The organism is Mesorhizobium sp. CA13 (assembly GCF_020165235.1).
Lineage (GTDB): Bacteria > Pseudomonadota > Alphaproteobacteria > Rhizobiales > Rhizobiaceae > Mesorhizobium.
Genome location: NZ_JAIUHS010000011.1, coordinates 111,266 through 137,411 on the forward strand (window position 1 = coordinate 111,266; position 26,146 = coordinate 137,411).

General features: G+C 63.7%; 22 protein-coding genes and 2 pseudogenes. 13 read left to right on the plus strand and 11 right to left on the minus strand.

Annotation, left to right across the window (positions count from 1 at the left end; translation table 11 throughout):
- Nucleotides 1–2: 2 nt before the first annotated feature.
- Nucleotides 3–581 (minus strand): SCO family protein, encoded by a 579-nt coding sequence (locus tag LB566_RS22825; RefSeq protein ID WP_140495247.1) that lies wholly within the window; start codon nt 579–581, stop codon nt 3–5.
- Between the two features lie 220 nt (nt 582–801).
- Between LB566_RS22825 and LB566_RS22830 the strand changes: the two genes are divergently transcribed.
- The 3 genes from LB566_RS22830 to LB566_RS22840 all read left to right on the plus strand — a co-directional run bounded on the left by LB566_RS22830 (nt 802) and on the right by LB566_RS22840 (nt 2,807).
- Nucleotides 802–1,305 (plus strand): CreA family protein, encoded by a 504-nt coding sequence (locus tag LB566_RS22830; protein WP_224627255.1) that lies wholly within the window; start codon nt 802–804, stop codon nt 1,303–1,305.
- 86 nt (nt 1,306–1,391) lie between these two features.
- Nucleotides 1,392–2,033, plus strand: a complete 642-nt coding sequence (locus LB566_RS22835) for a DapH/DapD/GlmU-related protein (protein WP_224627257.1) — start codon at nt 1,392–1,394, stop codon at nt 2,031–2,033.
- A 333-nt stretch (nt 2,034–2,366) separates the two neighbouring features.
- The gene (locus LB566_RS22840) at nt 2,367–2,807 is read left to right on the plus strand and encodes a low affinity iron permease family protein (protein WP_181169327.1); all 441 of its coding nucleotides are present in this window, start codon (nt 2,367–2,369) and stop codon (nt 2,805–2,807) included.
- A gap of 80 nt (nt 2,808–2,887) precedes the next feature.
- On the opposite strand, the gene LB566_RS22845 is transcribed toward LB566_RS22840, so the two are convergent.
- Nucleotides 2,888–3,754 (minus strand): SDR family NAD(P)-dependent oxidoreductase, encoded by an 867-nt coding sequence (locus LB566_RS22845; RefSeq protein ID WP_224627259.1) that lies wholly within the window; start codon nt 3,752–3,754, stop codon nt 2,888–2,890.
- A 158-nt stretch (nt 3,755–3,912) separates the two neighbouring features.
- Here LB566_RS22845 and LB566_RS22850 point away from each other — a divergent pair, with 158 nt between their 5' ends.
- Complete coding sequence (locus tag LB566_RS22850) at nt 3,913–4,194, plus strand: hypothetical protein (RefSeq protein WP_224627261.1); 282 nt, start codon at nt 3,913–3,915, stop codon at nt 4,192–4,194.
- Nucleotides 4,195–4,198: 4 nt separating this feature from the next.
- Here the strand turns inward: LB566_RS22850 and LB566_RS22855 are convergent, their stop codons facing one another.
- Nucleotides 4,199–4,774: a TMEM175 family protein gene (locus tag LB566_RS22855; protein ID WP_140553139.1), complete on the minus strand. Its 576-nt coding sequence runs from the start codon at nt 4,772–4,774 to the stop codon at nt 4,199–4,201.
- 334 nt (nt 4,775–5,108) lie between these two features.
- Between LB566_RS22855 and LB566_RS22860 the strand changes: the two genes are divergently transcribed.
- Nucleotides 5,109–6,317: an MFS transporter gene (locus tag LB566_RS22860; RefSeq protein ID WP_224627263.1), complete on the plus strand. Its 1,209-nt coding sequence runs from the start codon at nt 5,109–5,111 to the stop codon at nt 6,315–6,317.
- Between the two features lie 12 nt (nt 6,318–6,329).
- On the opposite strand, the gene LB566_RS22865 is transcribed toward LB566_RS22860, so the two are convergent.
- Together LB566_RS22865 and LB566_RS22870 are read right to left on the minus strand one after the other, a co-directional pair.
- Nucleotides 6,330–7,802, minus strand: a complete 1,473-nt coding sequence (locus LB566_RS22865; protein ID WP_224627265.1) for an MATE family efflux transporter — start codon at nt 7,800–7,802, stop codon at nt 6,330–6,332.
- A gap of 168 nt (nt 7,803–7,970) precedes the next feature.
- Nucleotides 7,971–9,460: pseudogene (locus LB566_RS22870) on the minus strand (esterase-like activity of phytase family protein).
- Nucleotides 9,461–9,769: 309 nt separating this feature from the next.
- Here LB566_RS22870 and LB566_RS22875 point away from each other — a divergent pair.
- The 3 genes from LB566_RS22875 to LB566_RS22885 all read left to right on the plus strand — a co-directional run bounded on the left by LB566_RS22875 (nt 9,770) and on the right by LB566_RS22885 (nt 14,185).
- The gene (locus LB566_RS22875) at nt 9,770–12,181 is read left to right on the plus strand and encodes an FAD-dependent oxidoreductase (protein ID WP_224627267.1); all 2,412 of its coding nucleotides are present in this window, start codon (nt 9,770–9,772) and stop codon (nt 12,179–12,181) included.
- 12 nt (nt 12,182–12,193) lie between these two features.
- Nucleotides 12,194–13,747, plus strand: a complete 1,554-nt coding sequence (locus LB566_RS22880) for a trimethylamine methyltransferase family protein (RefSeq protein WP_224627269.1) — start codon at nt 12,194–12,196, stop codon at nt 13,745–13,747.
- 123 nt (nt 13,748–13,870) lie between these two features.
- A complete protein-coding gene (locus LB566_RS22885) occupies nt 13,871–14,185 on the plus strand; it encodes a hypothetical protein (RefSeq protein ID WP_140553149.1) in 315 nt (104 codons plus the stop codon).
- A 39-nt stretch (nt 14,186–14,224) separates the two neighbouring features.
- Here the strand turns inward: LB566_RS22885 and LB566_RS22890 are convergent, their stop codons facing one another.
- Complete coding sequence (locus LB566_RS22890; protein ID WP_224627278.1) at nt 14,225–16,885, minus strand: ATP-dependent helicase; 2,661 nt, start codon at nt 16,883–16,885, stop codon at nt 14,225–14,227.
- A 182-nt stretch (nt 16,886–17,067) separates the two neighbouring features.
- Here LB566_RS22890 and LB566_RS22895 point away from each other — a divergent pair, with 182 nt between their 5' ends.
- A complete protein-coding gene (locus LB566_RS22895) occupies nt 17,068–19,383 on the plus strand; it encodes a glucose/quinate/shikimate family membrane-bound PQQ-dependent dehydrogenase (RefSeq protein WP_224627288.1) in 2,316 nt (771 codons plus the stop codon).
- 31 nt (nt 19,384–19,414) lie between these two features.
- Here the strand turns inward: LB566_RS22895 and LB566_RS22900 are convergent, their stop codons facing one another.
- Both LB566_RS22900 and LB566_RS22905 read right to left on the minus strand, forming a co-directional pair.
- Nucleotides 19,415–19,849, minus strand: coding sequence for a hypothetical protein (locus tag LB566_RS22900; protein ID WP_140553153.1), 435 nt, complete (start codon nt 19,847–19,849; stop codon nt 19,415–19,417).
- Between the two features lie 9 nt (nt 19,850–19,858).
- The gene (locus LB566_RS22905; protein WP_224627290.1) at nt 19,859–20,008 is read right to left on the minus strand and encodes a hypothetical protein; all 150 of its coding nucleotides are present in this window, start codon (nt 20,006–20,008) and stop codon (nt 19,859–19,861) included.
- A 240-nt stretch (nt 20,009–20,248) separates the two neighbouring features.
- On the opposite strand from LB566_RS22905, the gene LB566_RS22910 reads away from it, so the two are divergent.
- On the plus strand, nt 20,249–21,148 hold the full coding sequence (locus LB566_RS22910; protein WP_224627292.1) for a dienelactone hydrolase family protein: 900 nt from the start codon (nt 20,249–20,251) through the stop codon (nt 21,146–21,148).
- On the opposite strand, the gene LB566_RS22915 is transcribed toward LB566_RS22910, so the two are convergent.
- Nucleotides 21,054–22,061 (minus strand): EamA family transporter, encoded by a 1,008-nt coding sequence (locus LB566_RS22915; RefSeq protein WP_224627294.1) that lies wholly within the window; start codon nt 22,059–22,061, stop codon nt 21,054–21,056. The two genes, LB566_RS22910 and LB566_RS22915, sit on opposite strands and share 95 nt — an antisense overlap.
- An 89-nt stretch (nt 22,062–22,150) precedes the next feature.
- Here LB566_RS22915 and LB566_RS22920 point away from each other — a divergent pair, with 89 nt between their 5' ends.
- Nucleotides 22,151–22,630 (plus strand): Lrp/AsnC family transcriptional regulator, encoded by a 480-nt coding sequence (locus tag LB566_RS22920; protein WP_224627297.1) that lies wholly within the window; start codon nt 22,151–22,153, stop codon nt 22,628–22,630.
- Between the two features lie 55 nt (nt 22,631–22,685).
- On the opposite strand, the gene LB566_RS22925 is transcribed toward LB566_RS22920, so the two are convergent.
- Both LB566_RS22925 and LB566_RS22930 read right to left on the minus strand, forming a co-directional pair.
- A complete protein-coding gene (locus LB566_RS22925) occupies nt 22,686–22,883 on the minus strand; it encodes a hypothetical protein (protein WP_013894716.1) in 198 nt (65 codons plus the stop codon).
- 254 nt (nt 22,884–23,137) lie between these two features.
- A complete protein-coding gene (locus tag LB566_RS22930) occupies nt 23,138–23,617 on the minus strand; it encodes a thioesterase family protein (RefSeq protein WP_224627299.1) in 480 nt (159 codons plus the stop codon).
- A gap of 214 nt (nt 23,618–23,831) precedes the next feature.
- Between LB566_RS22930 and LB566_RS22935 the strand changes: the two genes are divergently transcribed.
- Complete coding sequence (locus LB566_RS22935) at nt 23,832–25,247, plus strand: FAD-binding oxidoreductase (protein WP_140553161.1); 1,416 nt, start codon at nt 23,832–23,834, stop codon at nt 25,245–25,247.
- A 197-nt stretch (nt 25,248–25,444) separates the two neighbouring features.
- A pseudogene (locus tag LB566_RS22940) lies at nt 25,445–26,073 on the plus strand (glutathione S-transferase family protein).
- The last annotated feature ends 73 nt before the right edge of the window (nt 26,074–26,146 follow it).

Below are 26,146 nucleotides of genomic sequence, written 5' to 3' on the forward strand. Positions count from 1 at the left end.
CATCAGCCCTTGGCCGCGAGGCGTTTGAGCTTTTCCACGGCGGTGTCGGCGCTTTCTCCATAGGCGATCGTGCCGGCGAAATCGCCCTTGCCGTTGAGCAGCAGCACCGAGGCGGTATGGTCCATCGTGTAGTCGCCGTCTCCGGTGTCGACTTTCTTCCAATAGATGCCGAAGGACTTCGCCATGGCGTGGACCTTGTCCGGGTCGCCCGATATGCCGGTGATGCGGTCAGAGAAATTGCTGACATAGGCGTTCATGACCGCGGGGGTGTCGCGCTCCGGATCGACCGAGACGAAATAAGCATGCAGGTTCTTGCCGTCGTCGCCGAGCGTCTTAAGCCAGCCGGACAGTTCGAACAGCGTGGTCGGGCAGACCTCTGGGCAATGGGTGAAGCCGAAGAAGACGACGCTGGGGTGGCCCCGGAAGGCGGCCTCGGTGATCGGCGCGCCTTTCTGGTCGACCAGCGTAAAGGCGGCACCGAAAGGCTCGCCGCCATAGTGGCCGCGATACCAGTCGAAGGTCAGCCAACCTATGCCGGCCGCCATCAGGACGAGAATGCCGACCAGTATTGAGCGCATCATCAGTAGGATTCCGTCTTGTAATTTCATCGGCATGCCGGCCATGGCCAGGCAGGCCTTGGGTCAGCGAACAGTCTTAGCGGTTCGACCGGGTACACGCAAAGGTGCCGCGTTGACGCAACCGGCTGTGATCTGTGACGGCGTTTTGATCGCGGCCGGCGGCTTGCAATGCAATGTCCTTCGCCCCACCTGAGACCGGCAAACTCGAACCCCGGAGGCTATCTTGCAACGACTGATTGGGCGAAATCTGATCGGCGGCGCCTTGGCCGCGTGCCTTGTCCTTGGCGCCGGTGCCGCAGTCGCCGATGAAGTCGGCAAGGTCGGCGTCGACTGGCTCGGCAACGACATCATCGTCGAAGCGATCAAGGACCCGAAGGTGGACGGCGTCACCTGCCACGTGTCCTATTTCGACCGCGGCATCATCGACCGTCTGCACAAGGGCAACTGGTTCGAGGATCCTTCCGATTCCTCGATTTCGTGCCGCCAGACCGGTCCGATCACCATCGGCGACATCGACATGAGCGAAGGCGGCGAGGAGGTGTTCAAGCAAGGCATCAGCCTGATCTGGAAGAAGCAGGTGGTGAACCGCATCTACGACAAGGCCAACGAGACTCTGATCTACCTCTCACATTCGCGCCAGGTGCAGAACGGCTCGGCCAAAATGTCGATCACCACCGTGCCGCTCTACGGCCAGAACGTGGTGTGGACCAAGGGCAAACCGAAATAGATGGATCGGGTTCTTTCGTGCAATTGACCTGACCGACAATTGCTGCCGACTTGCGGGAGTTATTGCCCTGACGTAAAGCCGCCAGTATGGACCCTTCCGAAAATCTCGTGCTGAAAGACCCTGAGCCGCGTATCCATCCGACGGCGGAGCTGAAAGCATGCAAGCTCGGCCGCTACGCCTCGATCGGCGAGCGGGTGGTGCTGCGCGAAGTGAGCGTCGGCGATTTTTCTTATTTCGAGCGGCACGCCGAGGCGATCTACACGAGCATCGGCAAATTCTGCTCGGTCGCCGCCAACAGCCGCATCAATGCGCTGGACCATCCGATCGAGCGGCTGACCCAGCACAAGGTCAGCTACCGGCCCAACGAATATTTCCGCTGGCTGGGCGTCGATGCCGCATTCCGCGAACGGCGCCAGGCGAAGGCCGTGAGTATCGGCCATGACGTGTGGATCGGCCACGGGGCCGTGATCATGCCCGGCCTCACCATCGGCAATGGCGTCGTCATCGGCGCCAACGCCGTCGTCACGCATGACGTGCCGCCCTATACGATCGTCGCCGGAGTGCCGGCCAAGCCGCTTCGGCCGCGCTTCGCAGCCGATATCGCGGCGCGGATCGAGGCTCTCGCCTGGTGGAACTGGCCGGTCGAAAAGCTCGCCAGCGCCGTTCCCGACATGCAGGCCATGACCATCGAGACCTTCCTGGACCGCTGGGAAAATCACGCCGCGTGAGTTCGCGCCGGCGCGGCTGAAGAGCACGCGCATTTGCGCCAAAGGCGCGCTTCAGGGAACCGCTGCGCGAGCGCTCCGGACTGAACCCCTTCCGTCATGCGGGGGTGGCGCAACGGAAGGGGCTGGAGGTAAACCGCTGTGAAGCGGAAGGAACAGGCCTGTTTGCCTGCACCGTTACTATGACACCAAACTGATAAAGTGTGTTGTCCTTCCGATTCTCCTCATGCGTGCATTCGATTGCGGCGGTTGTATTTCTTTCCGATGGGAACCCGACATGGCCGCCGGTTGTTCCTTCCGGCGTACCGCACGGCGCGGCGCTGTTTGAGGGATCCCATGATCGAGAAGCTTTTCACCAAAATCGCCAACCGGGTAGCCCACCTTGCGGGGCTGTCGCCGACATTCGCACTCTGCTGCCTGATCGTCATCATCTGGGCAGTAAGCGGCCCACTCTTCGCCTTCTCGGACACTTGGCAACTGGTGATCAACACCGGGACGACGATCATCACCTTCCTGATGGTGTTTCTCATCCAAAACACCCAGAATCGAGACGGCGCGGCAATCCAGGCCAAACTCGACGAGTTGATCCGGGTCAGCGAAGCCAAGAACACCTTCATCGGTATCGAGCATCTGACCGAAGCCGAGGTCCAGGAGATCCGTGCCAAATGCGAGCGGGCAGCGAAGCGGCACGACGAGAAAATCGCGGCCATAGCTGCCAAGAAAGCCGTGGCGTCAAAGCGCAAACCGAAAAAGCAGGTGGCTCGAAGCACCGGCTGAAACCGGTTAACCCCCAAGAGTTCCGTCGTTGCTCGAATGCGACCTGATCCGAACACCGGCTCTCATTTTTTCGGACATGCTCATTGCTTCATGAATGCCGCAAAAGCATCCTTGTGGTCGGGGTGCCAGCGTGACAGAGCAGGGCGGTTTTCGATGATATCGCCGATTGCCCAGGCCATGCGTTTCTCATCCAGCGGGCGCGTCACCTCGTTGTCAGGGCACAGGATATAGAAGTCGCGCTTTGTCAGGGATTCCAGCATGAAATCAATGACCTGTTCGCCAGTCCAGGCGCCGGCCGGCTTCTCGGTCGCGCCCTCGGTCAGGCCGGTATAGGTGAAGCCGGGAATGAGCAGATGCGCCGACAGATGGGCGCCCGGTTCGTTGCGCAGGGCATGCGCCAGTCCCTCGGTGAAGGTCTTCACGCCCGCCTTGGAGACGTTGTAGGCAAGGTTTCCAGGCGGCGTGGTGATGCCTTGCTTGGAGCCGGTGTTGACGATCAGACCCGGCTGGCGGGCCCCCAGCATGCGGGGCACGAAGGCTTCGACACCATGCACGACGCCCCAGAAATTGATGTCCAGCAGCTGCTTCCAAGCGTCGCGGTTCTCCCACGGCTTGCCCGGGTTGTTGCCGATACCAGCATTGTTCATCAGCAGCGACACATTGCCGAAGGCGCCAAAGGCTCTTTCGGCGAGACGATCTACGTCTTGTGCCTTCGAAACGTCGGCAGCGACGGCCAGCACGGCATCGTCGCCGGCGATGGCGGACACAATACGGGCCGCATCCTCAAGACGCGGGCCGGCGACATCGGCAAGCACGATCTTCATGCCCAGGAGAGCCAGCCGCTTCGCGGCCGCAAGACCAATGCCGCTGGCGGCACCGGTAATGACGGCGGCATTGCCCGAACCAAGCGCGGGCAGGGCGGTCTGGATCTCGATGTCGGTCAGCATGGGCGGCGGCTTCCTTCTTGCGATGGCGCCGAACTTAGCGCCGGGGCAGGCTGGCGCAAGCCTCCATCCGACTGCCTGCTTTTTCGACAGGCATGGGGCCGGGTTGACCGGTCCGGCCGAGACTGCGCATGGTGCCTCGCAAAAAGGAGATTTCCCGATTGACGGACTGGATCGAAATCCTGAAGCAGCAGACCACCACCGGCGATCAGATGAGCCGCGAAGTGCCGCAGATGCTGGCAAATCCGGAGATCAGCGAAGCACAGGTGAAGACGCTGTTTTCGGCTTTGGAAAAACAGGCGGATTTCGTCGAGAAGCTGCGCATGGCGCTGGAAAAGTTCGGCCATGATTTTGCGGTCATCAAGGCGGCGGAACGGCTGGAAGAGCGCTACGCCGATCTTGCCGCGTCGGTGGCCGAGAAGCTGAAAGCGATGCGCGAATAGATCCCTATTTTTCGATCACGCGTGCGAAACGCCTGTCCGGCACCAGCCAGACAAGGGCAACCAGCACATAGATCGCAACGCCGATCCACTGGCTGATGAAGGTCAGCGGGATGGCGCAGAGATAGGCGACAAGCGAGATCTTGCCCTTGCGGTCGTTGCCGATCGCCTTGGCAAAGGCCGTATCGTTTCCGTGCAGCCTGTGGAGCGTCACGACGAGAATGGTGAAGGCAATGGCGCACAGCGCGAGATCGGCGCCGTAGACGGCGACCGGTACCGGCGCGAAATGGTTTTCGCCCATGAAGGCGGTCGTCACCGGCATCAGCGACAGCCAGAACAGGAGATTGAGGTTCGCCCACAACACGCGGCCGTCGACCCGCTGCACGGTGTGGAACATATTGTGCAGATTGTTCCAGTAGATGCCGACATTGATGAAAGACAGCACGTAGCTGAAGAAGATCGGCCATAGCGGCAGCAAGGTCGAGAGATCCTCGCCATGCGGCACCTTCAGTTCAAGCACCATGATGGTGATGATGATGGCCACGACACCGTCGGTGAATGCCTCGACCCTGCCTTTGCCCATGAGTTGCGCCTTTTGCCCGGAGCCGATTGTCGAAAGACGGTAAACCGTTAGCTGATGTTGCCGGGTCGATAAACGCCATTCGATAAATTTCTCAACTATCTCGGGGAAACTCCCCTGTCGGGATCGCACAAGGTGTCTCCTGCAAGTCGGGGATTGCACACGACAGGATGTCGTGACGGATCGGAACCATTGGTTCCGATCCGAGCCCGTTCAGCCGGCCGGTTCCGGTCCACGCAACATCCACCATGCTGTCAGGAGCCTGCCGGCCGGCCGGAACGTTGGGGATAAGGGCGCGTTAAGGTCGCGATCCCTGAAACGACGAAGAGGTTTGGCCATGGCCTTTCGTGACTTGGCGCATACGCGCAACGAAGCAGGCGGCGAGGCTCTCGCAATCCCGGTGGTCGCCACAATGATCGCCGTTCTGTTCGCCGGCAGCACCGTGCTGACGCCGCTCTACATTATCTACAAGCAGCAATTCGGCTTTTCACAGATCACGCTGACGCTGGTCTACGCGGTCTATGTCGTCGGCAATCTCGGCGCCCTGCTGATGTTGGGCGGCGCGTCGGATGTCATTGGGCGCCGGCCTGCCGCTCTCGCAGCCATGGCCGTCGCCGTCGCCAGCGCGCTTGTCTTTCTGTTCGCCAACAATGTCGTTTCGCTCGATGTGGCGCGCATTCTGAGCGGGCTTGGCATCGGCGTCGGCGCGGGGACCGGAACGGCATGGATCGCCGAGCTTCTGCCCGACGCGGACAAGGCGCGCGCCAGCGTCATCGCCACCAGCACCAATTTCCTCGGCCTGGGTTTCGGCGCACTCGTCTCGGGACTGTTGGCGCAGTATGAACCGTGGCCCTTGCGCCTGGTCTTCATTGTCTATCTGGCGGTGCTTGTCATCGTCTCCATCCTGGTCTGGCGTACACGCGAAACGGTGGCGGAGCCTGGCGGACTCGGGCAGATTTCCATGCGGCCGCACTTTGCCGTGCCGGATGAAATCCGCGCGCGCTTCGTCGCGCCGGCGGTGACCGGTTTCGGCGCCATGGCGCTTGTCGGCTTCTATGCAGCGGTGGCGCCAAGCATCCTTGCGCAGCAACTGCATGAGACGAACCATGCTGTCGCCGGTGCGCTGTTCTTCGAATTGGCGATCGTCACCGCGCTCAGCATCGTAGCGTTGAAGCAAATGCAGAGCGGCAAGGCCATGCTGGCCGCGCTGGCGTTGATGATTCCCAGCATCCTCATGGTGGTGGCGGCGCAGATGCTGGCGTCGATGGCCCTGATGATTGCAGCCACCGCCTGCTGCGGCCTGACGGCCGCACTCGGCTATCGTGGCAGCCTGCAGGTGGTGAACGAGATCGCACCGGAGGATCGCCGCGCGGAAGTGGTATCCAGCTTCTTCATCTGCTGCTTTATCGGCAATGCCTTGCCCGTCATTGGCATTGGCATCATCTCGACCTATGCCAGCCCCATCGCGGCCAGCCTGGCGTTCGCCGCGATGATCATCGTGTTTGCGCTGGTCGCGCTGGGCTTTGGGTTGAAAAACAGGCCTTGAGAGCGGCCAGCTTCAGCCGTTCGGCGTCTCGGGGGAAAGATGCGCGCGTTGGCGCGGCACGCCGAGCCCGGTGTCGGGCGGCTCGCCGGCGGCCGGCCTGTTCTCCATCATATGCAAGGTGCGCCAGCCGCCGAAGCGGTAATAGCCCGCGGCCAGCAGCAGGGAGGTGATCGAGCCGGCGGGGAAACTCCACCACAGCGCTTCCTCGCCGATCACATCCCGCATGAAATAGGCAAAGCCGGTGCGCACGACCAGTACCGAGATGATCAGGATGACCAGCGGCGGCATCACGGCGCCCGTGGCGCGTACCGTGGCGAACAGCACGATGGTGATGCCGAACAGGATGAATGACCAGGACGCGACGTTGTTGATGTGAGCGGCGATGTCTATCGCCGCGCTGTCGCGGCTCAGGAACAGACTGAGGATCGAGCGGTCGAAGAACCATAGAAGTGCCACGAGAGCGCCGGTCAGCACCAGGTTGAAGCCGACGCCTGACGCTGCGATGCGGCTGATGCGGTCCCAGCGGCCGGCACCGACATTCTGCGCCGCCATCGAGGACACGGCCGCGCCGATGGCAAGCGCGGGCATCTGGATGTAGGTCCATAACTGCGCGGCGATGCCGTAGGCGGCGGCCACCTGCGAGCCGTAGGAGTTGACGATGCCCATCACCGTCAGGGCCGCGGCCGAAATCACGATCATCTGCAAACCCATCGGCACCCCCTTGAAGACGACGACGCGCAGCAAGGCGGGATCCGGCCGCAGCAGCGCCAGATTGGCGCCGGCCAGACGCAACGGGTGCTTGCGGACATAGAGCACGATCAGGATGGCAATGACGCTCACTGTCTGGCCCACAAGCGTCGAGATTGCCGAGCCTGCGATGCCGAACTCGGGGAACGGCCCGATGCCGCGGATGAGCAGTGGGTTCAAGATGATGTCGAGCACGACGGCGAGCGCCATGAAAAAGAACGGCGTGCGCGAATCGCCGGCCCCGCGCAGCACCGTCATGACAAAGGACAGAAGGTTCATCATCGGCACGGCCACGAAGATGATGCGCAAATAGGAGCGCGCCAGCGGCAAGGCGTCGGGCGGTGTGCCGAGCGCGCCCAGAATGGCGTCGACCCAGATCCAGCCGCAGACGGCGAACAGCATCGAGACGAAGAAGAAGAAGGTGGCGCTGGTGCCGACGATGCGGCGCGCCTCGGGCAGGTCGCGGGCGCCGACCGATTGCGCCACCAGTATGGTGGCCGCCATGCCTATGCCGAACACCGTGCCGAGGATGAGGAACAGCACCAGGTTGGCATTGGAGGTGGCGGTGAGCGCGGATTCGCCGAGGAAGCGGCCGACCCAGACGGCGTTGACCGAGCCGTTGAGCGATTGCAGCACATTGGAGCCGAGCACCGGCAGGGCGAACAGCAGGAGCGTGCGCGGAATGGGGCCGCTGGTCAGGTCACCGGTGCGCCGGCGCGCGGGCATCTTTTCATCCATGGCGGGCAATCCGGCAAAGCTGGTTCTTTTGAGTCCGGCACGCAGGATACCGCAGGGCCGACCGGGATGCACCTTTGCGAAAGGAGCGACGGCGGGCAAGGCATGCCGTCGTGCATCCGATCATGCTTGTCGGGCCGGAGGCGCCGCCTGGCGCCTCCGGTAAGATGCTTACTTCCTGGCGAGGTCGGGAAGCGTGACTTGATAGACAAGGAACATGGTGTCGACATCGGCGCCGTCCTCTGCCTTGTAGGGCGCGCCGACCTGGAAGCCGTCCTGTGCAAGGAAGTCGTTGTCGTTGGCGACGAACAGGAAATAGTCGTCGGGCAGCTTCGGATCGAGCACGCTCGCCAGCGACATCGCTTCCCACTTCTCCGAGAGGTTATCCTTGTCGTTGGGCGCGCCATTGTGCAGGCCGAAGCGGGCAAGCTCGGCCTTGTCGTTGATGTCGATGAACGGCGTCAGCCTTGCCGGCGTCACCGACGGATCGAGCACGCCCTTGGGCGCCACCGGCTTGTCGGCGGCATCGAAGGGACCGCCGGCGATGTCGGTCGCGCCGGAAAGGTCGACAATGTCGATCTTGCGATACAGCGAATCCTCGCCCTTCAGGCCCTGGCCGTTGCCGCTGTCGCGCGCCAGCATCAGGAAAGCGGTATCCGACAGCGCCACGATCTCGCTTTGCGCAGCCACCTTGGTCTTGCCCTTGGCGTCCTTGAACACCGGCAGCGGCACGACGTATTCGTGCGCCAGCTTGAGATGGGCAAGATCGGAGGCGTCATAGACCAGCGCCCTGGTGTTCTGGCGTGTCGAGGCCGAATCGCCGCCATCCTGCCGTGTTGCCGACTGCAAAACCGCGATCAGGAACTTGCTGTCTGGCGTCATTGCCATGCCTTCGAGGCCCTGATTGTTCTGGCGGCCGGTCTCGGGATCCTTGGTTCGGGTTCGGCAGCACCTGGGCCCGGATTGTCGGAAGCAAAATTGGCCGTGCCGTGGCGCATCGGCACGAGCGCGGCCGGAGGCTGGGTCGCCGACATCAGACGGCCGTCGGCGGAGAAGCGGTAGATGTCGGGACCGTATTCGTCCGAGACAAGCATAGTGCCGTCAGGCAGCCGCACAATCGCCTCGTTGTCGAGCGCGAGCTTGCCGTTATCGGCCTGCGGCAGGACAGGCATGTCGCCAGCGGCGGGACGCACGCCGTTCAGCGGGTCGAGACCGCTGGCGTCGGCGCCTTTGTCGTCAGTCAGGAGCATGGTGTCGGCGAGCGTCGCCTTGAGACCGGTCTGCTCCTGGCCGGCTGTGGGCGCGGCACCTGGCGCCGTCGGGGCGAATTCGATGTTGATGGTGTTGAGGCGCGGCCGGTAGTCGGTGGTGCCGACGACGTTATAACCGCGGTCGGGCAGCAGCCACAGCGAGCCCTTGTAGGTGCCGGCATCATGTCTCCAGCCCGCGGTGTCGATTGACATGCCGGAACCGGAGCCGAAGGTCTCGCCGAACCTGTCGCGCTGGCCGGCCGGGATGCGGCCAACCCCCACCAGCCCCTTGTTGACGAAACTGGCACCGCCGACGCTGGCCGTGCTGTCGGCGAAGACAGGCAGCGAAACGGCCGAGGCCGCCAGCGCGGCGGCCAGCAGCCGCAACGAGAATGAGCGTAGATGCGTCATGGATATCCCCTTGATGACAAAGCGCCGGGACGGCGGAATTCTGAGGCTGCCTGGGGGCGGCGAGGCTGCCGCCCTGGAGGGCCGCTTTTGCCCTCGCCAAGCGGTCTAAGGCGCGAACATGATGCTTGCATGACAGTTGGTGACGCATTCGCGTCGGCCCGCCGCGACGCTGCTGGGGAAGTGGGGCCGCGCCGAAAAATCGATCGTTCCGACACAGGTTCGACAGCGTCCAGGAGCTGTTCGCAGTACTAGACACTTATGTACAGTACATATATGGTGCCCGTTTCGGACAGTCCGGGGAGGGAAGCCTTGAGGTCTCATTACCGCGCAGTCGTCATCGGGGGAGGAGTGGTGGGCGCTTCGGTGCTTTATCACCTGGCGCGGTTCGGCTGGTCGGATGTGGCGCTGATCGAGCGCGCCGAATTGACGGCGGGCTCGACCTGGCATGCGGCGGCGGGGTTCCACGCGCTCAACGCCGATCCCAATGTCGCCGCGCTGCAGGATTACACCATCAACCTTTACCGCGAGATCGAGGCCGAATCCGGCCAGGACGTCGGCTTGCACATGACCGGCGGCGTCAACATCGCCAGCGATCCGGCGCGCTGGGAGTGGCTGAAATCGGCCTGGGCGGTATTCCAGTCGGTCGGCATCGAGACCGCCCGGCTGGTGACGCCTGACGAGATCAAGGCGATCTGCCCGATCGTCGATGTCACCGGGGTGCTCGGCGGCCTCTTCGATTCCAACGAAGGCCATCTCGACCCCTACGGCACGACGCATGCATATGTCGGTGCCGCCAAGAAGCGCGGCGCCGACGTCATCCTGCGCAACCGCGTGGTCGAGCTGAAGGCGCGGGCCGATGGCCATTGGGACGTGGTCACCGAGCAAGGTACCATCACAGCCGAGCATGTCGTGAATGCCGGCGGGCTGTGGGCCAAGCAACTCGGCCGCATGGCCGGGGTTGAGCTCCCGGTGACGCCGATGGAGCACCATTATTTCGTCACCGAGGACATTCCGGAAGTCGCTGCCCTCGACAAGGAGCTCGGCCTGGCCGTCGATCTCGACGGCTTTTCCTATCTGCGGCAGGAGCGCAAAGGCGTGCTGCTTGGCGTCTACGAGCAGAACCCGAAGCACTGGAACATGGACGGCGCGCCTTGGGATTACGGCATCGAGCTTATCCCCGAAGACATCGACCGCATCAGCCCGGAACTTGCCAAAGCGCATGAGCGTTTCCCTTGCCTGGCGACGGCAGGCATCCGCAAATGGGTCAACGGCGCCTTCACCTTCACCCCGGACGGCAATCCGATCGTCGGGCCGGTGCGCGGCCTGAAGAATTACTGGGTCGCCTGCGGCGTCATGGCCGGCTTCAGCCAGGGCGGCGGCGTCGGCAAATCGCTGGCCGAATGGATGATTTACGGCGAGCCGCAGGCCGACATTTTCGGCATGGACATCGCCCGCTACGGCGCCTTCGCCGCGAACCGGGAATATCTCAGGCAGACCACGCGCCAGTTCTATTCTCGCCGTTTCGTCATGACCTTTCCCAACGAGCGGCTGCCGGCGGGCCGGCCGCTAAAGCGCCCCGGCGCCTATGACGGCATGAGCGCGGCCGGCTGCGAATGGACGGCCTCCTGGGGGCTGGAAATCCCCGCCTATTTCGCGCCGATGGGATTCCGCGAGGAGACGACGCTCAGGCGCTCCAACGCCTTCGACATCATCGGCGACGAGGCGCTGCAAGTCCGGCGCGCCGCCGGCCTCATCGATATCTCGGCCTATGCGCGCTACGCGATCTCAGGATCGGGCGCGGAGGCCTGGCTCGATGGGCTTCTGGTTTGCAGGCTGCCGAAGGCGGGGCAGGCGAGACTGGCGCCGATGCTCGGGCCGGACGGGCGGCTGAAGGGCGATCTCACCGTCTTCAACTGGGGCAATGGCGACTACTGGCTGATGGGCTCCTACTATCTGCGCGAATTCCACATGCGCTGGTTCGAAGCGCATATGGCTGAAGGCGTTTGCGTCACCGATATTTCAGATGCGATGTCCGGCTTCCTGGTCACTGGCCCCAATGCCAGAAAGATCGTCGAGCGCACGACGCACCAGGACATCTCCGCCAAAGCCTTGCCATTCATGGCATGCGGCGAATTCGACATCGGCATGGTGGGGGCGCGGATGGCTCGCCTTTCGATCGCCGGCGAGCTCGGCTTCGAGATCAACTGCCCGGCCACCATGCATGCCACATTGCGCGAAACGCTGCTTGCCGCCGGTGAGGATCTCGGCCTCGCCGAAGTTGGCTATTACGCACTCAACGCGCTTCGGCTGGAAAAGAGCTTCGGCATCTGGTCGCGCGAATTCACGCAAGGCTACACGCCCGGCCAGACAGGGCTCGACCGCTTCATCGCTTTCGACAAGGGCGATTTCGTTGGCCGCGAGGCGGCGCTGAAGGAACGCAAGCCGGATGTTGGACGACGCATCGTGACGCTGGAAGTCGATGCCGTCGACGCGGACGCCAGCGGCTTCGAACCGGTCTGGCACGGCGCTCGGCGCGTTGGCTTCGTCACCTCCGGCGGCTTTGGCTACACGATCGGCAAAAGCGTCGCGCTGGCGTTGGTGGATGACGATTTTGCCGAGGAAGGAACGGCGCTTTGCGTGCACATTGTCGGCATCGAGCGGCCGGCGCGTGTCATTCCGGCTTCGCCTTACGATCCCTTGGGCAAGGCGATGCGGCAATGAGGAGGTTTCCGGATGATCGATGACGCAGCACGCGAAAGCAGGCGCGAGCGCCGACGGGGACGCATCGGCGAGGCCGGCAGCGAGAGCAGCCGCCGGCCCAATTACCGCTTGCTGAAGAACCCGTTCCTGCCGCAGCCGATCTTTTCGGACGACCACGTCGCCTCGATCCACGACACGGCGCTGCGCGTGCTGGAAGAGCTGGGCATCAAGGTTCTGCTGCCGCAGGCGCGCGACCTGCTCGCCCGCGCCGGCGCCCTGGTCGACCCCGATACCGACATGGTGCGGATCGGCCGCGACATGGTGGCGGCCGCGCTGGCCTCGGCGCCGCGATCGATCCACGCCCATGCCGGCGCACGTGCCCGCGACCTGCAGCTCGAACTCGGCTCGATGACCTTCCTGGCGGGCTCCGGCGCGCCGAACGTCACCGATCTCGAGCGCGGCCGGCGGCCCGGAACGCTGGCCGCCTTCGAGGAACTCATCAGGCTGGTGCAGCATTTTGACGTCCTGCATATGCTGGGACCCTGCATCGAGCCGCAGGACATCGACAACCGTTTCCGTCATTACGCCGTCAACCGGGCGCAACTGACCCTTTCGGACAAGTTCCCGTTCGTGTTCGCGCGCGGCACGCCGCAGGTCGACGACAGCTTCGAGATGATCAGGCTGGCCCGCGGGCTGTCCGAAGACGAGTTTCGCTCGGGCGCCCATTGCTACACCGTCATCAACACCAATTCGCCGCGCCAGCTCGACATCCCGATGGCGCAAGGCATCATCGACTTCGCCAGAGCCGGGCAGGTCCTGATCATCACGCCCTTCTGCCTGGCGGGTGCGATGGCGCCGATCACGGTGGCCGGCGCGCTGACTTTGCAGCATGCCGAGGCGCTGGCCGGATTGACGCTGGCGCAGATCGTGCGGCCGGGCGCGCCTGTCGTCTACGGCTCCTTCTCCTCCAATGTCGACATGAAATCAGGCGCGCCGGCCTTCGGCACGCCGGAGCATATCAAGGCGACGCTGGGGGCCGGCCAACTGGCGCGCTTCACCGGCCTGCCGTGGCGTTCGGGCGGCGGCAGCGCGGCCAACATCTCCGATGCGCAGGCGGCGCATGAGACGCAGTTTGCGCTGTGGGGCTCGGTGCTGGCGGGCGCTACCGTGTGCATCCATGCCGCCGGCTGGCTGGAGGGGGGGCTGAGCGTTTCCTTCGAAAAGCTGGTCACCGACATCGAGGCGTTGCAGACGGTGGCTGAACTGTGCGTCGCCACGCCCGGCGACGACGATGCCATCGGCTTCGAGGCGATCGCCGAAGTGCAGCCCGGCGGCCATTTCTTCTCGGCAGGTCACACCATGGCGCGCTACCGCACCGCCTTCTACGAGCCGCTGGTGGCCGACTGGTCGAATTTCGGCAACTGGACGCAGACCGGTTCCAAGACCGCAACCGAACGCGCCACCGGTATCTGGAAGCGCATCCTCGCCGATTTCGAGCCGCCGGCGACGGCCATTGCCACATCAGCTGCGCTCGATGATTTCATCGCGCGCCGCACGGAACAGGGCGGGGCGGCGCCGGTGTCGTGAGATAGCTTGTTCATCTCATCGTCCTGAATTGTGGGTGCGATCCGGAACCTGCTGCGCCTCTCATGCATTCATGGCACGGCCGGTGCCTGCTCGCATTGTGAGCCATTGAGGGAGGACGACCACATGGGTTTCGACCAGTATCACGAACCGCCCGAAGAATTGTCGCAGGAGGTGCGGACCTTCGCCCGCATGATCACCTCGCTGATCGAGGAGGCGGAAGCGATCAGCTGGTACGAACAGCGCATGTCGGTGGAGAAGGACCCACAGGCCCGCGCCATCATGAAGAACGCGCAAGGCGAGGAGTTCAAGCATTTCGGCATGGACCTCGAATTCCTGCTGCGCCAGAAGACGGACTGGCGCGCGGAACTGAAGGAAATCCTGTTTACGACGGGCGATATCGTCAAGGCTGGCGAGGCCGGCGAGAAGAAGGTGGATTGAGGGCTTCGCCAATTCTACGGAAGAGCAGAAAGGCGTCTCTCACACGGCCGCGACAAACCCGTCCAGCACGCGTTTCTGGCCGGCCTTGTCGAAGTCGATGGTCAGCTTGTTGCCCTCGATGGCCGCGATATTGCCATTGCCGAATTTCTGGTGGAAGACGCGGTCGCCGACGTTGAAGGGGGACGGCGTGTCGGCGACGGATTTCGCGACCAGCTCGCCATCGATGGTGCGGCCCTTGATGCTCGTGCGGCCGGCGCCGTAGCCGCTGTCGGTCTCGCCATAGCCGATACGCTCGACCTGGTGGCCGGAGCGCGAGCCCCAGTTGCGATCGGTCGCTTCGGTGCGGTTCTGCTGCGCCCGCTGCCAGCCCGGCGTGGCGTAGCTGTTGGAGAAGGCGCCGGATTTTTCGGCACCTACATTGTCGAAGCGCGAGGCGCCATAGGGGTTCTGGCGGCCACCTCGGCCGGAAGCGAACGAACCGCCGCCATAGGAATTGCCGTAGCCGCCATAGGAATTGCCGCTCTCGGCGACTTCGACATGAGTTTCAGGCAGTTCGTCTAGGAAGCGGGAGGGAATCGTCGATTGCCACAGGCCGTGGATGCGGCGGTTGGAGACGAACCAGATGTGCAGGTTCTTCTTGGCGCGGGTGACGCCGACATAGGCCAGCCGGCGCTCTTCCTCCAGGCCGGAACGGCCGCCTTCGTCCAGCGCGCGCTGGTGCGGGAACAGGCCTTCCTCCCAGCCCGGGAGAAAAACGGTCTCGAATTCGAGGCCTTTGGCCGAATGCAGCGTCATGATGTTGACGGCGTCGAGTTCGGCGTTCTGCTCGGCATCCATGACCAGGGCGACATGTTCGAGAAAGGAGCGCAGCGATTCATACTCCTCCATGGAGCGGATCAGCTCCTTGAGGTTCTCCAGCCGGCCGGGCGCCTCGACCGAACGGTCGTTCTTCCACATGTCGGTGTAGCCGCTCTCTTCCAGGATGGTCTCGGCGAGCTCGGTGTGCGGCGTGGTTTCCAGCGCCTTCTGCCAGCGTTCGAAATTGGCGGCGACCTCGCGCAATGCGGCGCGCGGCTTGGGCTTCAACTCGTCGCTCTCGGCGAGCTTGGCGGCGGCTTCCAACATCGGCACGCGCAGCGCGCGGGCCGTGTCGTGGATCTGACGGATGGTGGTTTCGCCGAGGCCGCGCTTGGGCACATTGACGATGCGCTCGAAGGCGAGATCGTCGGCGCCTTGCGCGACGACGCGGAAGAAGGCAAGCGCGTCGCGGATCTCCATGCGCTCATAGAAGCGCGGGCCGCCGATGACACGGTAATTGAGACCGAGCGTGACGAAACGGTCCTCGAACTCGCGCATCTGGAAGGACGCGCGCACCAGGATCGCCATGTCGTTGAGGTTGTGCTTCTGGCGCTGGTAGGCCTCGATGGTCTCGCCGACCGCGCGCGCTTCCTCCTCGGAATCCCAGGCGGCATGGACGTTGACCTTGCCGTCCTCGGGATCGTTGCGATCGGTGAACAGCGTCTTGCCGAAGCGGCCCTCATTGTGGGCGATGAGGTGCGAAGCGGCGCCGAGGATATGCGCGGTGGAACGATAATTGCGCTCCAGCCGGATGATGGTGGCGCCGGGAAAATCCTTGTCGAAGCGCAGGATGTTGTCGACCTCCGCGCCGCGCCAGCCATAGATCGACTGGTCGTCGTCGCCGACGCAGCAGATGTTGACTTTGTTTTCGCTCACGGGCTGTTCCGCGCCTGCCGGCGCGGGCCCTCCGCGCGGGCCTCGCAAAGGCTCGGACGCCCGGTCGGGCTTGCGGCCTTCGGCCGATCGCAGATCGGTCGATGTTAACGTCGACGAACGCCCAGCCTCCGGCCGCTGCGCCAGCAAGCGCAGCCACATGTATTGCGCGGTGTTGGTGTCCTGGTACTCGTCGACGAGGATGTATCTGAACCGCTTGTGATACTCCTTCAGCACGTCCGGATTGGCGCGGAAGATGCGGATCGGGTGGCAGAGCAGATCGCCGAAATCGCAGGCGTTCAGCGTCTGCAGGCGCTCCTGATAGGCCCTGTAGAGCTCGCGGCCCTTGCCGTTGGCGAAACTGCGCGCATCGCCCTCGGCGATATCGGCCGGGCCTTGTCCCTTGTTTTTCCAGCCGTCGATCATCTGCGCGAACTGCTTGGCCGGCCAGCGCTTGTCGTCGAGGCCCTCTGCCTGGATCAATTGCTTGATCAGCCGCACGACGTCGTCGGTGTCGAGAATGGTGAAGTCGGATTTCAGCCCGGCAAGCTCGGCGTGCCTGCGCAGGAGCTTGACGCCGATCGAGTGGAAGGTGCCGAGCCAGGGCATGCCCTCGACATTGCCTTCGCCGATCAGGATCCCTATGCGCTGCTTCATCTCGCGCGCGGCCTTGTTGGTGAAGGTCACGGCCAGGATCTGCGAGGGGAAGGCTTTTCCGGTCGCCAGGATGTGGGCGATGCGGGTGGTCAAGACGCGCGTCTTGCCGGTGCCGGCACCGGCCAGCACCAGAACCGGCCCTTCGGTGGTTTCCACCGCCAGCCGCTGCTCGGGGTTCAATCCCTTGAGATAGTCGGGCGCGTTGTTGTGGCCGCTGCGGGCAGCCATGGCGCGCGCGGCGATACCCGACGGGGCGGTAGGCCGCGCATCGGGTTCATCGAAAAAGGGCATGTCTTCGGAAAAGCCGGACATCGCCCCCGAATGTAGTGATTCGGTGGAGAAAGACCAGAACTGTCTACGTTTTGTTCCACCCCTGATTGTTCCCGGCCTGCTTGACAGGCAGGGCGGGTGGGAGAAAGCTGGGCAAAGGGCAGGGAGGGGATCCTGTTGCCCATGGCCGCCTCGAGGCGCGCAACAGTCGAAGGAGTATCATCTTGGCTGTCACCATCACCTCCCTCATTCTCCTCCTCATCGGCCTCGCGCTTGGCGCCGGCGGCATCTGGTTGGCTTCACTGGGAGGTAGCTGGTACTACATCATATCAGGCATCGCCTTCCTCATCGCCGCATGGCTGCTCTACCGGCGCAGATCCACCGCGCTCTGGCTCTACGCCGCGATCGTGCTGGGCACGCTTGCCTGGGCGGTCTGGGAAATCGGCTTCGACTGGTGGGAACTCGGGCCGCGCGGCGGCATCATCGTGCTCGTCGCGTTGTGGCTGCTGACGCCGTGGGCGAGGCGGGGCCTTGTTGGTCCCGATGGCCGCGCGCCGCTCATTCTCGCGGTGTTGGCGTCGCTGGCGGTCGCCGGCTATTCAATGACGACCGATCCCAAGGGTATTGCCGGCAATCTCAACACCGACAAGGTGACCCCGGCGGCCGATCTCGGCGGCGACGTACCTGCCGGCGAATGGCACTTCTACGGCCGCACGCCCTATGGCCAGCGCTATTCGCCGCTCGACCAGATCACGCCGGAGAATGTCGCCAACCTGCAGCCGGCCTGGACTTATCGCACCGGCGACGTGAAGGGTCCTGACGATGTCGGCGAGACCACCTATCAAGTGACGCCGCTGAAGATCGCCGATACGCTCTACATCTGCACGCCGCACAATTTCGCCATCGCCATCGACGCCGCCACGGGCAAGGAGAAGTGGCGCTACGATCCCCAGGTCAAGCTCGACAAGGACCGCCAGCACCAGACCTGCCGCGGCGTCTCCTATTACGCCGACGCCAAGATCGGTGCCGGGCAGCCTTGCGCCGCGCGTGTCTACCTGCCGACTTCGGATGCGCGGCTGATCGCGCTCGACGCCGCCAACGGTCAGGTCTGTCCGTCCTTTGCCGAAGGCGGCACGCTGAACCTTCTGACCGGCATGCCTTATCCCAAGTCCGGCTATTACTATTCGACCTCGGCGCCGCTGATATCGGGCGGCAAGATCATCGTCGGCGGCGCGGTCAACGACAATTATTCCACGCAGGAGCCCTCCGGCGTCATCCGCGCCTTCGATGCCTCCACGGGCGCGCTGATCTGGAACTGGGATTCCGGCAATCCCGACCAGACCACGCCGCTCGCGGCAGGCCAGACCTACACCGCCAATTCGCCCAACATGTGGTCGACGCCGAGTGCCGACGAAAAGCTCGGCCTGCTCTACATACCGCTCGGCAACCAGACGCCGGACCAGCTCGGCGCCGGCCGCAGCGCCAATGTCGAGAAATTCTCCTCCTCGATCACCGCGCTCGACCTCAATACGGGGCAATTGAAATGGGTGCGCCAGACCGTGCACCATGACCTGTGGGACATGGACGTGCCGGCGCAGCCGAGCCTTGTCGACATCACCAAGGCCGACGGCACGGTCGTGCCGGCGCTGGTGGGGCCGACCAAGCAGGGCGACCTCTATGTGCTCGACCGGCGCACCGGCGAGCCGGTCATCCCGGTCAAGGAAGTGCCGGCGCCCGGCGGCGCCATCGAAGGCGACCACACATCGCCCACGCAGCCGGTGTCGGACCTTTCCTTCAATCCGCCGCCGCTGACCGATGCCGACATGTGGGGCATCACCATGTTCGACCAGCTGGCGTGCCGGATCGCGTTGCACAGGCTGCGCTACGAGGGCCGCTACACGCCGCCGTCGCTGCAGGGCACGCTGGTCTATCCCGGCAATTTCGGCGTCTTCAACTGGGGCGGCGTGGCGGTCGATCCGGTCCGGCAGGTGCTGTTCGGCATGCCGACCTATCTCGCCTTCACCTCCAGGCTTGTGCCCCGTGCGGACGTGCCGCCGCCAGGCGACAGCAAGGGCAGCGAGCAGGGGCTGAACCGCAATGACGGCGCCCCCTATGCGGTGGTGATGGGACCGTTCCTGTCGCCGCTCGGCATTCCGTGCCAGGCGCCGCCATGGGGCTATGTCGCCGGCGCCGATCTCAGGACCGGCCAGATCGTCTACAAGCACAGGAACGGCACGGTCTACGACATGACGCCGCTGCCTTTGCCGTTCAAGGTCGGCGTGCCCGGCATTGGCGGGCCGATGATCACAGCCGGCGGGGTGGCTTTCCTCGGCGCCGCGGTCGACGACTACCTGCGCGCCTACGACCTGACCTCAGGCAGACAGCTCTGGCAGGCGCGCCTGCCAGCCGGCGGACAATCTACGCCGATGACCTATACGGTGGCTGACGGGCGCCAGTTCGTGGTCATAGTCGCCGGCGGCCATGGCTCGGTCGGCACCAAGCCGGGCGATTATGTGATGGCGTACGCGCTGCCGAAGTAGGAATGGCGCGCGGTCCCCGCAGGACCGCGGCCTAGCTGATTCCGAGATGGCTCTTCAGGCTGGGCACCGAGCCGAGCACTTCATTGGTGAGGTCAGGGCCGGCGGCGGCTTCGGCCTGCTGGATCAGCGTGGCGCCGGCCTGCCTGATCTGCGCCATGTCGAGGCCGGAGGCCTTGAGCGCGGCGACGCCGTTGATCAGTGCGCCGGCCTTTTCGCCGAGAACACCGCCCAGCGCGCCTTGCAACGAGGACAGCAGGCCGCCACCGCCGGCCGCGCCGGCGGCCATGACGTCGTATTGGCGGGCGAGATCGTCTGCGCCGGGAATCTTGGCAAAGAAACCCGAGACGTTGGTGCCTTCCGCCTCGTGCTCCAGCACCGAGAAGATGGTGCCGACGACTTTCTCTGTCGTTGCGTGGTCGAGGCCCGCCTTTTGCGAGACGGTGTTGACGATATCCTGGACGTTCATGGTCTCACCTCAAATTTGGGATTTCGGGTCCGTGCGGCGGTCCTTGCCGATGCGAAGCTCGATCATCGACCGCCTGCCTGCGTCCACAAGCCTGAAGCGTAATGCCTGAGCGGCAGCCAGGGCAAGGACGAACGTGCTGATGAGGATCGGCATGGTCATCGGCGGCGCTTCTTCTGGTCGGGACGGGATGGCACGGCGCATCGGTAGCACGCAGCTTCCCTTACTATTGTGGCAGTGCCTGCAGGATTTATCGGCGATGACCAAAATGTGATGTGGCGGCGGCACCGCCGGCTTCACCGGCAGCGGGCAATGCCTACCGCTGCGCCCATCCAGGCTGGACCGGGCCAGCCGCGCTCCTATGTAGCTCCGGTATTGAAGCTTGAAGCCGAGGAATGCGCCATGACCAAAGCAGCCGCCACGACACCAGCAAAGCCTGGGATCACCCAGGCGATGATCGACGCCTATGACGAATACACGCATCTGACACTCGATCGCCGCCGCTTCATGGAGCAACTGACCCGGCTTGCCGGGTCAGGGGCGGCGGCCGCGGCGATCGCACCGATGCTGGCGGCGAATTCCGCCCAGGCGGCCATCGTCGCCGAGAACGATCCCCGCGTGAGAGGCCAGGACATCACCTATCCCGGGGCCGGCGGCGAGATGAAGGCCTATCTGGTCAGGCCGGCGGATCAGGCGGGCAAGCTCGGCGCCGTCATCATCATCCACGAGAACAGAGGACTCAACCCGCATATACGCGACATCGCCCGGCGCGTGGCGCTGGAGGGCTTCGTGGCGCTCGCTCCGGATTTCCTGTCGCCGCTCGGCGGCACGCCCGCCGACGAGGACAAGGCGCGCGACATGTTCACCAAGCTGGATCCGGCGCGGACCGTTGCCAATGGCGTCGCGACGGTGGCTTTCCTCAAGGCCGACAAGGACGGCAATGGCAAGGTCGGCGCCGTCGGCTTCTGCTGGGGCGGCGGCACGGCCAACATGCTCGCCGTCAACGCGCCTGACCTGGCGGCAAGCGTCGCCTATTACGGCATGCAGCCGAAGGCCGCGGACGTGTCCAAGATAAAGGCGGCGCTGCTGCTGCACTATGCCGGGTTGGACGAACGCACCAATGCCGGCATCGCCGCCTTCAAGAAGGAACTCGATGCCGCGCATGTCGAATATACGGTCTATGTCTATGAAGGCGCCAATCACGCCTTCAACAACGACACTTCGGCAGCGCGCTATGACAAGAAGGCGGCTGATCTCGCCTGGGGCCGGACCGTCGCCTTCCTGAAGGAGAATCTGGCTTAGCGCAGGACTGCGTGCTCGCCGGCCTGTGCAAGGCAACGCCGGCCACCACCAGCGCAATACCGATGCAGTCGCTGATGCCGGGGATTTGGCGCAGCACCAAAATGCCGATCAGCGTCGCCGTGACGGGCAGCAGCGACAGCATCAGCGCGAAGCTCGACCGCGGCAGCCGCGCCATGGCGAGCTGATCGCAGATATAGGGGATAACCGAGGAGCAGATGCCGACGCCGATGGCCGCCAGCAGCAGCGGCGCGGAGAAAAAGGCGGGCATTGCGTCGGGGAAGCCGATCGGCAGCACGACCAGGAAGGCGACGGCCATGGCGGCGCCGAGCCCGGCAATGCCATCGCCGGCGCCTGAAGCGGCAACGCGGTGGCCAAGCACGATATAGCCCACAAAGAGCGCGCCGTTGAGGAAGGCCCAGAACAAACCGATGGGATCGCTGGACCATTTGACGTCGATCAGCAGCAAGGTGCCGGCCACGGCGACAGCAAGGGCAGCGAGATTGCGCGCGCTTCGGAGGCCGACCAGCGCGACGCCGATGGTGCCGACGAATTCGATCGCGGCCACCAGCGAAATCGGCAGGCGGTCGAGCGCCAGATAGAAGGAGCAGTTCATCACTGCCAGACAGGCGCCGAAGGCGAGCAGCAGCAGCCGTGTCGACCGATCGGCCTGAGCGAAGGTTCGCCACGGACGCGTCAGCGGCGCGAAGATCAACGCGGCGGTGGCGATGCGCAGCCAGGCCATGCCAAGCACGCCGATCTGCGCAAACAAAAGCACGGCGAAGGCAGGGCCGAGATAGTGGAAGACGGCGCTGACGCAGAACCAGACATGCGGCGGCAGCGATGTCGCCAGGCTGGCAAAGGCCGCACCTCGGGAAGCCTTGCGGGTGGTTTGGACTCGCGCCCGATCGTTCATTGGATCAGTATCGCAGGTAATTTTTTCGGTTCATATGGCTAGTGACCGTTCAAAAATCTCGTTCACTTTCGATATGCAAGGAGTTTTCGATGAAGCGCCTTCGAAACGAAAATATTGATCTCGATGCGGTCGACCTGAAGATCCTGCGCCTGCTGGAAAAAGATGCACGCGCCAGCACGGCCGAACTGGCGCGCGCCGTCGGCCTGTCGGCGCCGAGCGTAGCCGAGCGCATCAAGCAGCTTCAGGAGAACGGCGTCATCGAAGCCTATTGCGTGCGGATCAATCCGGCGGCGCTTGGCCTGAACCTGTCGGCATGGCTGCGCATCAGGCCGGTGCCGGGGCAACTCGCCGTCGTGGCCGAGATCATCCGCGACCTGCCCGAGATCGCGCAATGCGACCGGGTAACCGGCGAGGACTGTTTCATCGCGCTGGCGCATGTCGGCTCGGTGGCCGAACTCGAGCGGGTGATCGACCGCATCATTCCCTACGCGATGACCAACACGGCGATCATCCAGTCATCCCCAGTGGTGGCGCGCTCGCCGCTGGCGGCGATCAGGCGGCTGGATTGACCGCAATAGATCAATTGCCCGGCAGTGAAGCAGGTGGCCGCTCGACTTGCCGTCGTCAGGCGTGGCCGCGCTTCAGGCGAGCGCGCTTCAAGATGCTGCGCCAGCGGATCATGTCAAAGGGGATCGGCTCGTTGTTATTGGCGATGTGGAAGATCTCATTGTCGACGTTCTTCAGCGAACGCCAGAAATCATAGTCCGTTATGCGTGGATCCGCGGCTAGCCTGTCCACCTCGACCTTGATGTCGGTTTTCATGCACTTACCTCGAATCGGCTTCGCCCCGCCGCCCGTAGAACGACCCTGTGCGGACGTTTTCGAACGCTCCGCTGAGTCGTTCAACGGCTCAAATGGCTTGTTCCCGTTAAAACCTCGGTAAGGTTAACGCGGGCAGGAGGCTGCTTCAACCACTGGCGCTCGCCGATTTGAAGGTTCGACGATTTTGGCTTGCCGGTGTGGCTTTGAAGCCCAGGTCCGGTCCGTCCGGGAACGAGGTGGACGTCGATTTCGGCCTATTTGCGCCTGATGCCGATCGAGCGGCCGGCGCGTTCGGGCATCGGCAAGGCTGCGTGAGCGGCGCGCATCGCTTCGATCTTGGCCAGCACGTCGGCGGGGAAGGGGGCTACCTTGGGCCCGGACATGTCGACATGCAGTGCAAGCTGCTCGGACGTGGCGGCGAGCCAGCCGTCGGCATGGCGGATTTCCTGATAGAACCGCAACCGCTTCTCGTCATGGTCGATGAGCTGGAACGAGACTGTGACCTTGTGGTCGAGATGCAGTTCCTGCACGTAGCAGACATGGACTTCGGCGGTGTAGATCGTGAGGCGGCGGTTCTTGACATAGTCCAGCCCCATGCCCATCGCCTCGAAGGCTTCATCCGAACAGCGGTCGAACAGGACGTTGTAGTAGGCCATGTTGAGATGGCCGTTATAGTCGATCCAGTCCTTCTCGATAGCCATTGGCTGAGAAACAAAAGGGGCGGGGATCGGCATGGCAACTTCCTTGTTGTGGTGCTGGACAGAGCGTGGTTGTGAGAGCGGTTCATCGTTTCACGGAAACGCCGGACCGCCTCTTGATACAATTCTCTAGGGAAAGCGCTAGGCGCTTTTCCCGGGAAAACCGCTTCACACTTTTCCTGGAATTGCGTTAGGCATCATCCATAAATGCATGACAAGCATGGACACTGGTCCATTCGCGGAGAAATTCATGGCCCTGAGCGACCTCAATCCGGTCGAGCGCAACGAAGATGGCATCGCCGCCGTGCTCGGTATCCTCAAGCAGCGATTTGGCGAGCGCTTTCAGACCGGCGAGGCGATCCGCTCCCAGCATGCGCATACGACCACCTACATCCCGACGCAGGCGCCGGACGGCGTCGCCTTCCCGGAAACGACCGCCGAGGTGCAGGAGATCGTGCGCGCCTGCGCGGCGCACCGCGTGCCGGTGATCGCCTTCGGCGTCGGCTCCTCGCTCGAAGGCCATACCAACGCGCCGGGCGGCGGCATCTCGGTCGACACGTCGCGGATGAACCGGATCCTATCGGTCAATCCGCAGGATCTCGACTGCACGGTCGAGCCCGGGGTGACTCGCGAGGATCTCAACCGGCATCTGCGCGACACCGGCCTGTTCTTTCCGATCGATCCCGGCGCCAATGCCTCGCTGGGCGGCATGGCCGCGACGCGCGCTTCGGGCACCAACGCGGTTCGCTACGGCACGATGCGCGAGAACGTGCTGTCGCTGACGGCCGTCATGGCCGATGGCGAGGCGGTGACCACCGGCAAGCGGGCGAAAAAAAGCTCTGCCGGCTACGATCTGACGCGGCTGCTGGTCGGTTCGGAAGGCACGCTCGGCGTCATCACCTCACTGACATTAAGGCTGCAAGGCATTCCGCAGGCGATTTCCGGTGGTGTCTGTCCGTTTCCGAGCGTCGAAGCGGCCTGCAACGCCGTCATAGCGACGATCCAGATGGGAATTCCGGTGGCGCGCATCGAACTGGTCAATGCGCTGCAGATGCGGGCGATGAAGACTTACTCCAAGCTCGATTACCCGGAAAGCCCGTGCCTGTTCGTGGAGTTCCATGGCAGCGATGCAGGCGTTGCCGAACAGGCCGAGACCTTCGGCATGATCGCCGAGGAAAATGGCGGCGGACCCTTCCTGTGGACCAGCGTCGCCGAGGAGCGCACCAAACTTTGGAAGGCCAGGCATGACGCCTATTGGTCGTCGCTGACGCTACGGCCAGGCGCCAAGGGCCTGTCGACCGACGTCTGCGTTCCGATCTCGCGTTTTGCCGAATGCGTCACCGAAACCGAGGCCGACATCGCCGAAATGGGGCTTGTCGCGCCGATCGTCGGCCATGCCGGCGACGGCAATTTCCACGTCCTGGTGCTGATGGACGTGAACGACCCGAAGGAAATCGCGCTGTCGGAAAAGTTCGTGGCGCGGCTCAATATGCGGGCCATCGCCATGGAGGGCACCTGCACCGGCGAGCATGGCATCGGCCAGGGCAAGATCGGCTTCCTGCGCCATGAGCTTGGCCATGGCGTCGACATCATGCGCACGATCAAGCAGGCGCTCGATCCGCTTGATATCATGAACCCGGGTAAGATCCTGCCGGCCGCGGGATAGGGACGAGTTTCGGCAAAAGTGGACCGCGGACATCGGTCGAGTTGCCGACGAATTGCCTAAAGGATCGCAGGCCTGCCGTTTGGCATGCGTGACCAGGTCTCATTTTCCCGCCTTCCAGCGAATGCGCAAGAATCGGAATGCGCTTGTCGCGGACAAGGTGCAGAACACGATCCTCTCATCGGGGAAAGGGATCACCCATGCTGACGCTTTATGACTATCTGCCTTCGCAGAATGGCTGGAAGGTGCGTGTTCTGCTCGGGCTGCTCAAAATCCCGCATGAGACGCGCATCGTCTCGATTTTCGAGGGCGAGAGCCGCACCGACGCCTTCCTCGATCTGAACCCGGCTGGGGCCGTTCCCGTTCTCCAGCGCGAGGACGGTCGCACGACCGCCGAGTCGAATGCGATCCTCGTCTATCTCGCCGAAGGTACGCGCTTTCTTCCAGCGGATGGGTATGAGCGCGCGAAGGTCATGCAGTGGCTGTTCTTCGAGCAATATCATGTCGAGCCGGTCATCGGCTCTCTGCGCTTCTGGACATTGACCGGGCGGCTCGAACGCAACCAGGGCATGGTCGCGGCAAAACGGGAAGCCGGCACCCGCGCGCTCGACGCGCTGGACCGCAGCCTCGCCGAGACCGCATTCTTGTCGGGAAGCAGCTGTCGATCGCCGATATCGCGGTTTATGCGTACAGCCATCGGGCCGAGGATTGCGGTTTTTCGCTCACAGATTACCCGGCATTCGAGGCGTGGCTGGGGCGCGTACGAGCTGCCATCGGTGAGGACTATCCCGTGTATTCCTACAGTGTCGATGCCCATTCCGGTGCCTGAGAGGGAGCCGCCAGCGCAGATCGTCTTGACCGCGCCGGCATTCGGGCCGAGACTCCGTGCGCGGGAGGTCTGA

Excerpts from the sequence above, each read along its gene's own strand:
- LB566_RS22825 (WP_140495247.1), bottom strand. The coding sequence starts at position 581 with ATGATGCGCTCAATACTGGTCGGCATTCTCGTCCTGATGGCGGCCGGC.
- LB566_RS22835 (WP_224627257.1), top strand. The coding sequence starts at position 1,392 with ATGGACCCTTCCGAAAATCTCGTGCTGAAAGACCCTGAGCCGCGTATC.
- LB566_RS22840 (WP_181169327.1), top strand. The coding sequence starts at position 2,367 with ATGATCGAGAAGCTTTTCACCAAAATCGCCAACCGGGTAGCCCACCTT.
- LB566_RS22845 (WP_224627259.1), bottom strand. The coding sequence starts at position 3,754 with ATGCTGACCGACATCGAGATCCAGACCGCCCTGCCCGCGCTTGGTTCG.
- LB566_RS22855 (WP_140553139.1), bottom strand. The coding sequence starts at position 4,774 with ATGGGCAAAGGCAGGGTCGAGGCATTCACCGACGGTGTCGTGGCCATC.
- LB566_RS22860 (WP_224627263.1), top strand. The coding sequence starts at position 5,109 with ATGGCCTTTCGTGACTTGGCGCATACGCGCAACGAAGCAGGCGGCGAG.
- LB566_RS22865 (WP_224627265.1), bottom strand. The coding sequence starts at position 7,802 with ATGGATGAAAAGATGCCCGCGCGCCGGCGCACCGGTGACCTGACCAGC.
- LB566_RS22880 (WP_224627269.1), top strand. The coding sequence starts at position 12,194 with ATGATCGATGACGCAGCACGCGAAAGCAGGCGCGAGCGCCGACGGGGA.
- LB566_RS22885 (WP_140553149.1), top strand. The coding sequence starts at position 13,871 with ATGGGTTTCGACCAGTATCACGAACCGCCCGAAGAATTGTCGCAGGAG.
- LB566_RS22890 (WP_224627278.1), bottom strand. The coding sequence starts at position 16,885 with ATGTCCGGCTTTTCCGAAGACATGCCCTTTTTCGATGAACCCGATGCG.
- LB566_RS22900 (WP_140553153.1), bottom strand. The coding sequence starts at position 19,849 with ATGAACGTCCAGGATATCGTCAACACCGTCTCGCAAAAGGCGGGCCTC.
- LB566_RS22905 (WP_224627290.1), bottom strand. The coding sequence starts at position 20,008 with ATGACCATGCCGATCCTCATCAGCACGTTCGTCCTTGCCCTGGCTGCC.
- LB566_RS22910 (WP_224627292.1), top strand. The coding sequence starts at position 20,249 with ATGACCAAAGCAGCCGCCACGACACCAGCAAAGCCTGGGATCACCCAG.
- LB566_RS22915 (WP_224627294.1), bottom strand. The coding sequence starts at position 22,061 with ATGAACGATCGGGCGCGAGTCCAAACCACCCGCAAGGCTTCCCGAGGT.
- LB566_RS22920 (WP_224627297.1), top strand. The coding sequence starts at position 22,151 with ATGAAGCGCCTTCGAAACGAAAATATTGATCTCGATGCGGTCGACCTG.
- LB566_RS22925 (WP_013894716.1), bottom strand. The coding sequence starts at position 22,883 with ATGAAAACCGACATCAAGGTCGAGGTGGACAGGCTAGCCGCGGATCCA.
- LB566_RS22930 (WP_224627299.1), bottom strand. The coding sequence starts at position 23,617 with ATGCCGATCCCCGCCCCTTTTGTTTCTCAGCCAATGGCTATCGAGAAG.
- LB566_RS22935 (WP_140553161.1), top strand. The coding sequence starts at position 23,832 with ATGGCCCTGAGCGACCTCAATCCGGTCGAGCGCAACGAAGATGGCATC.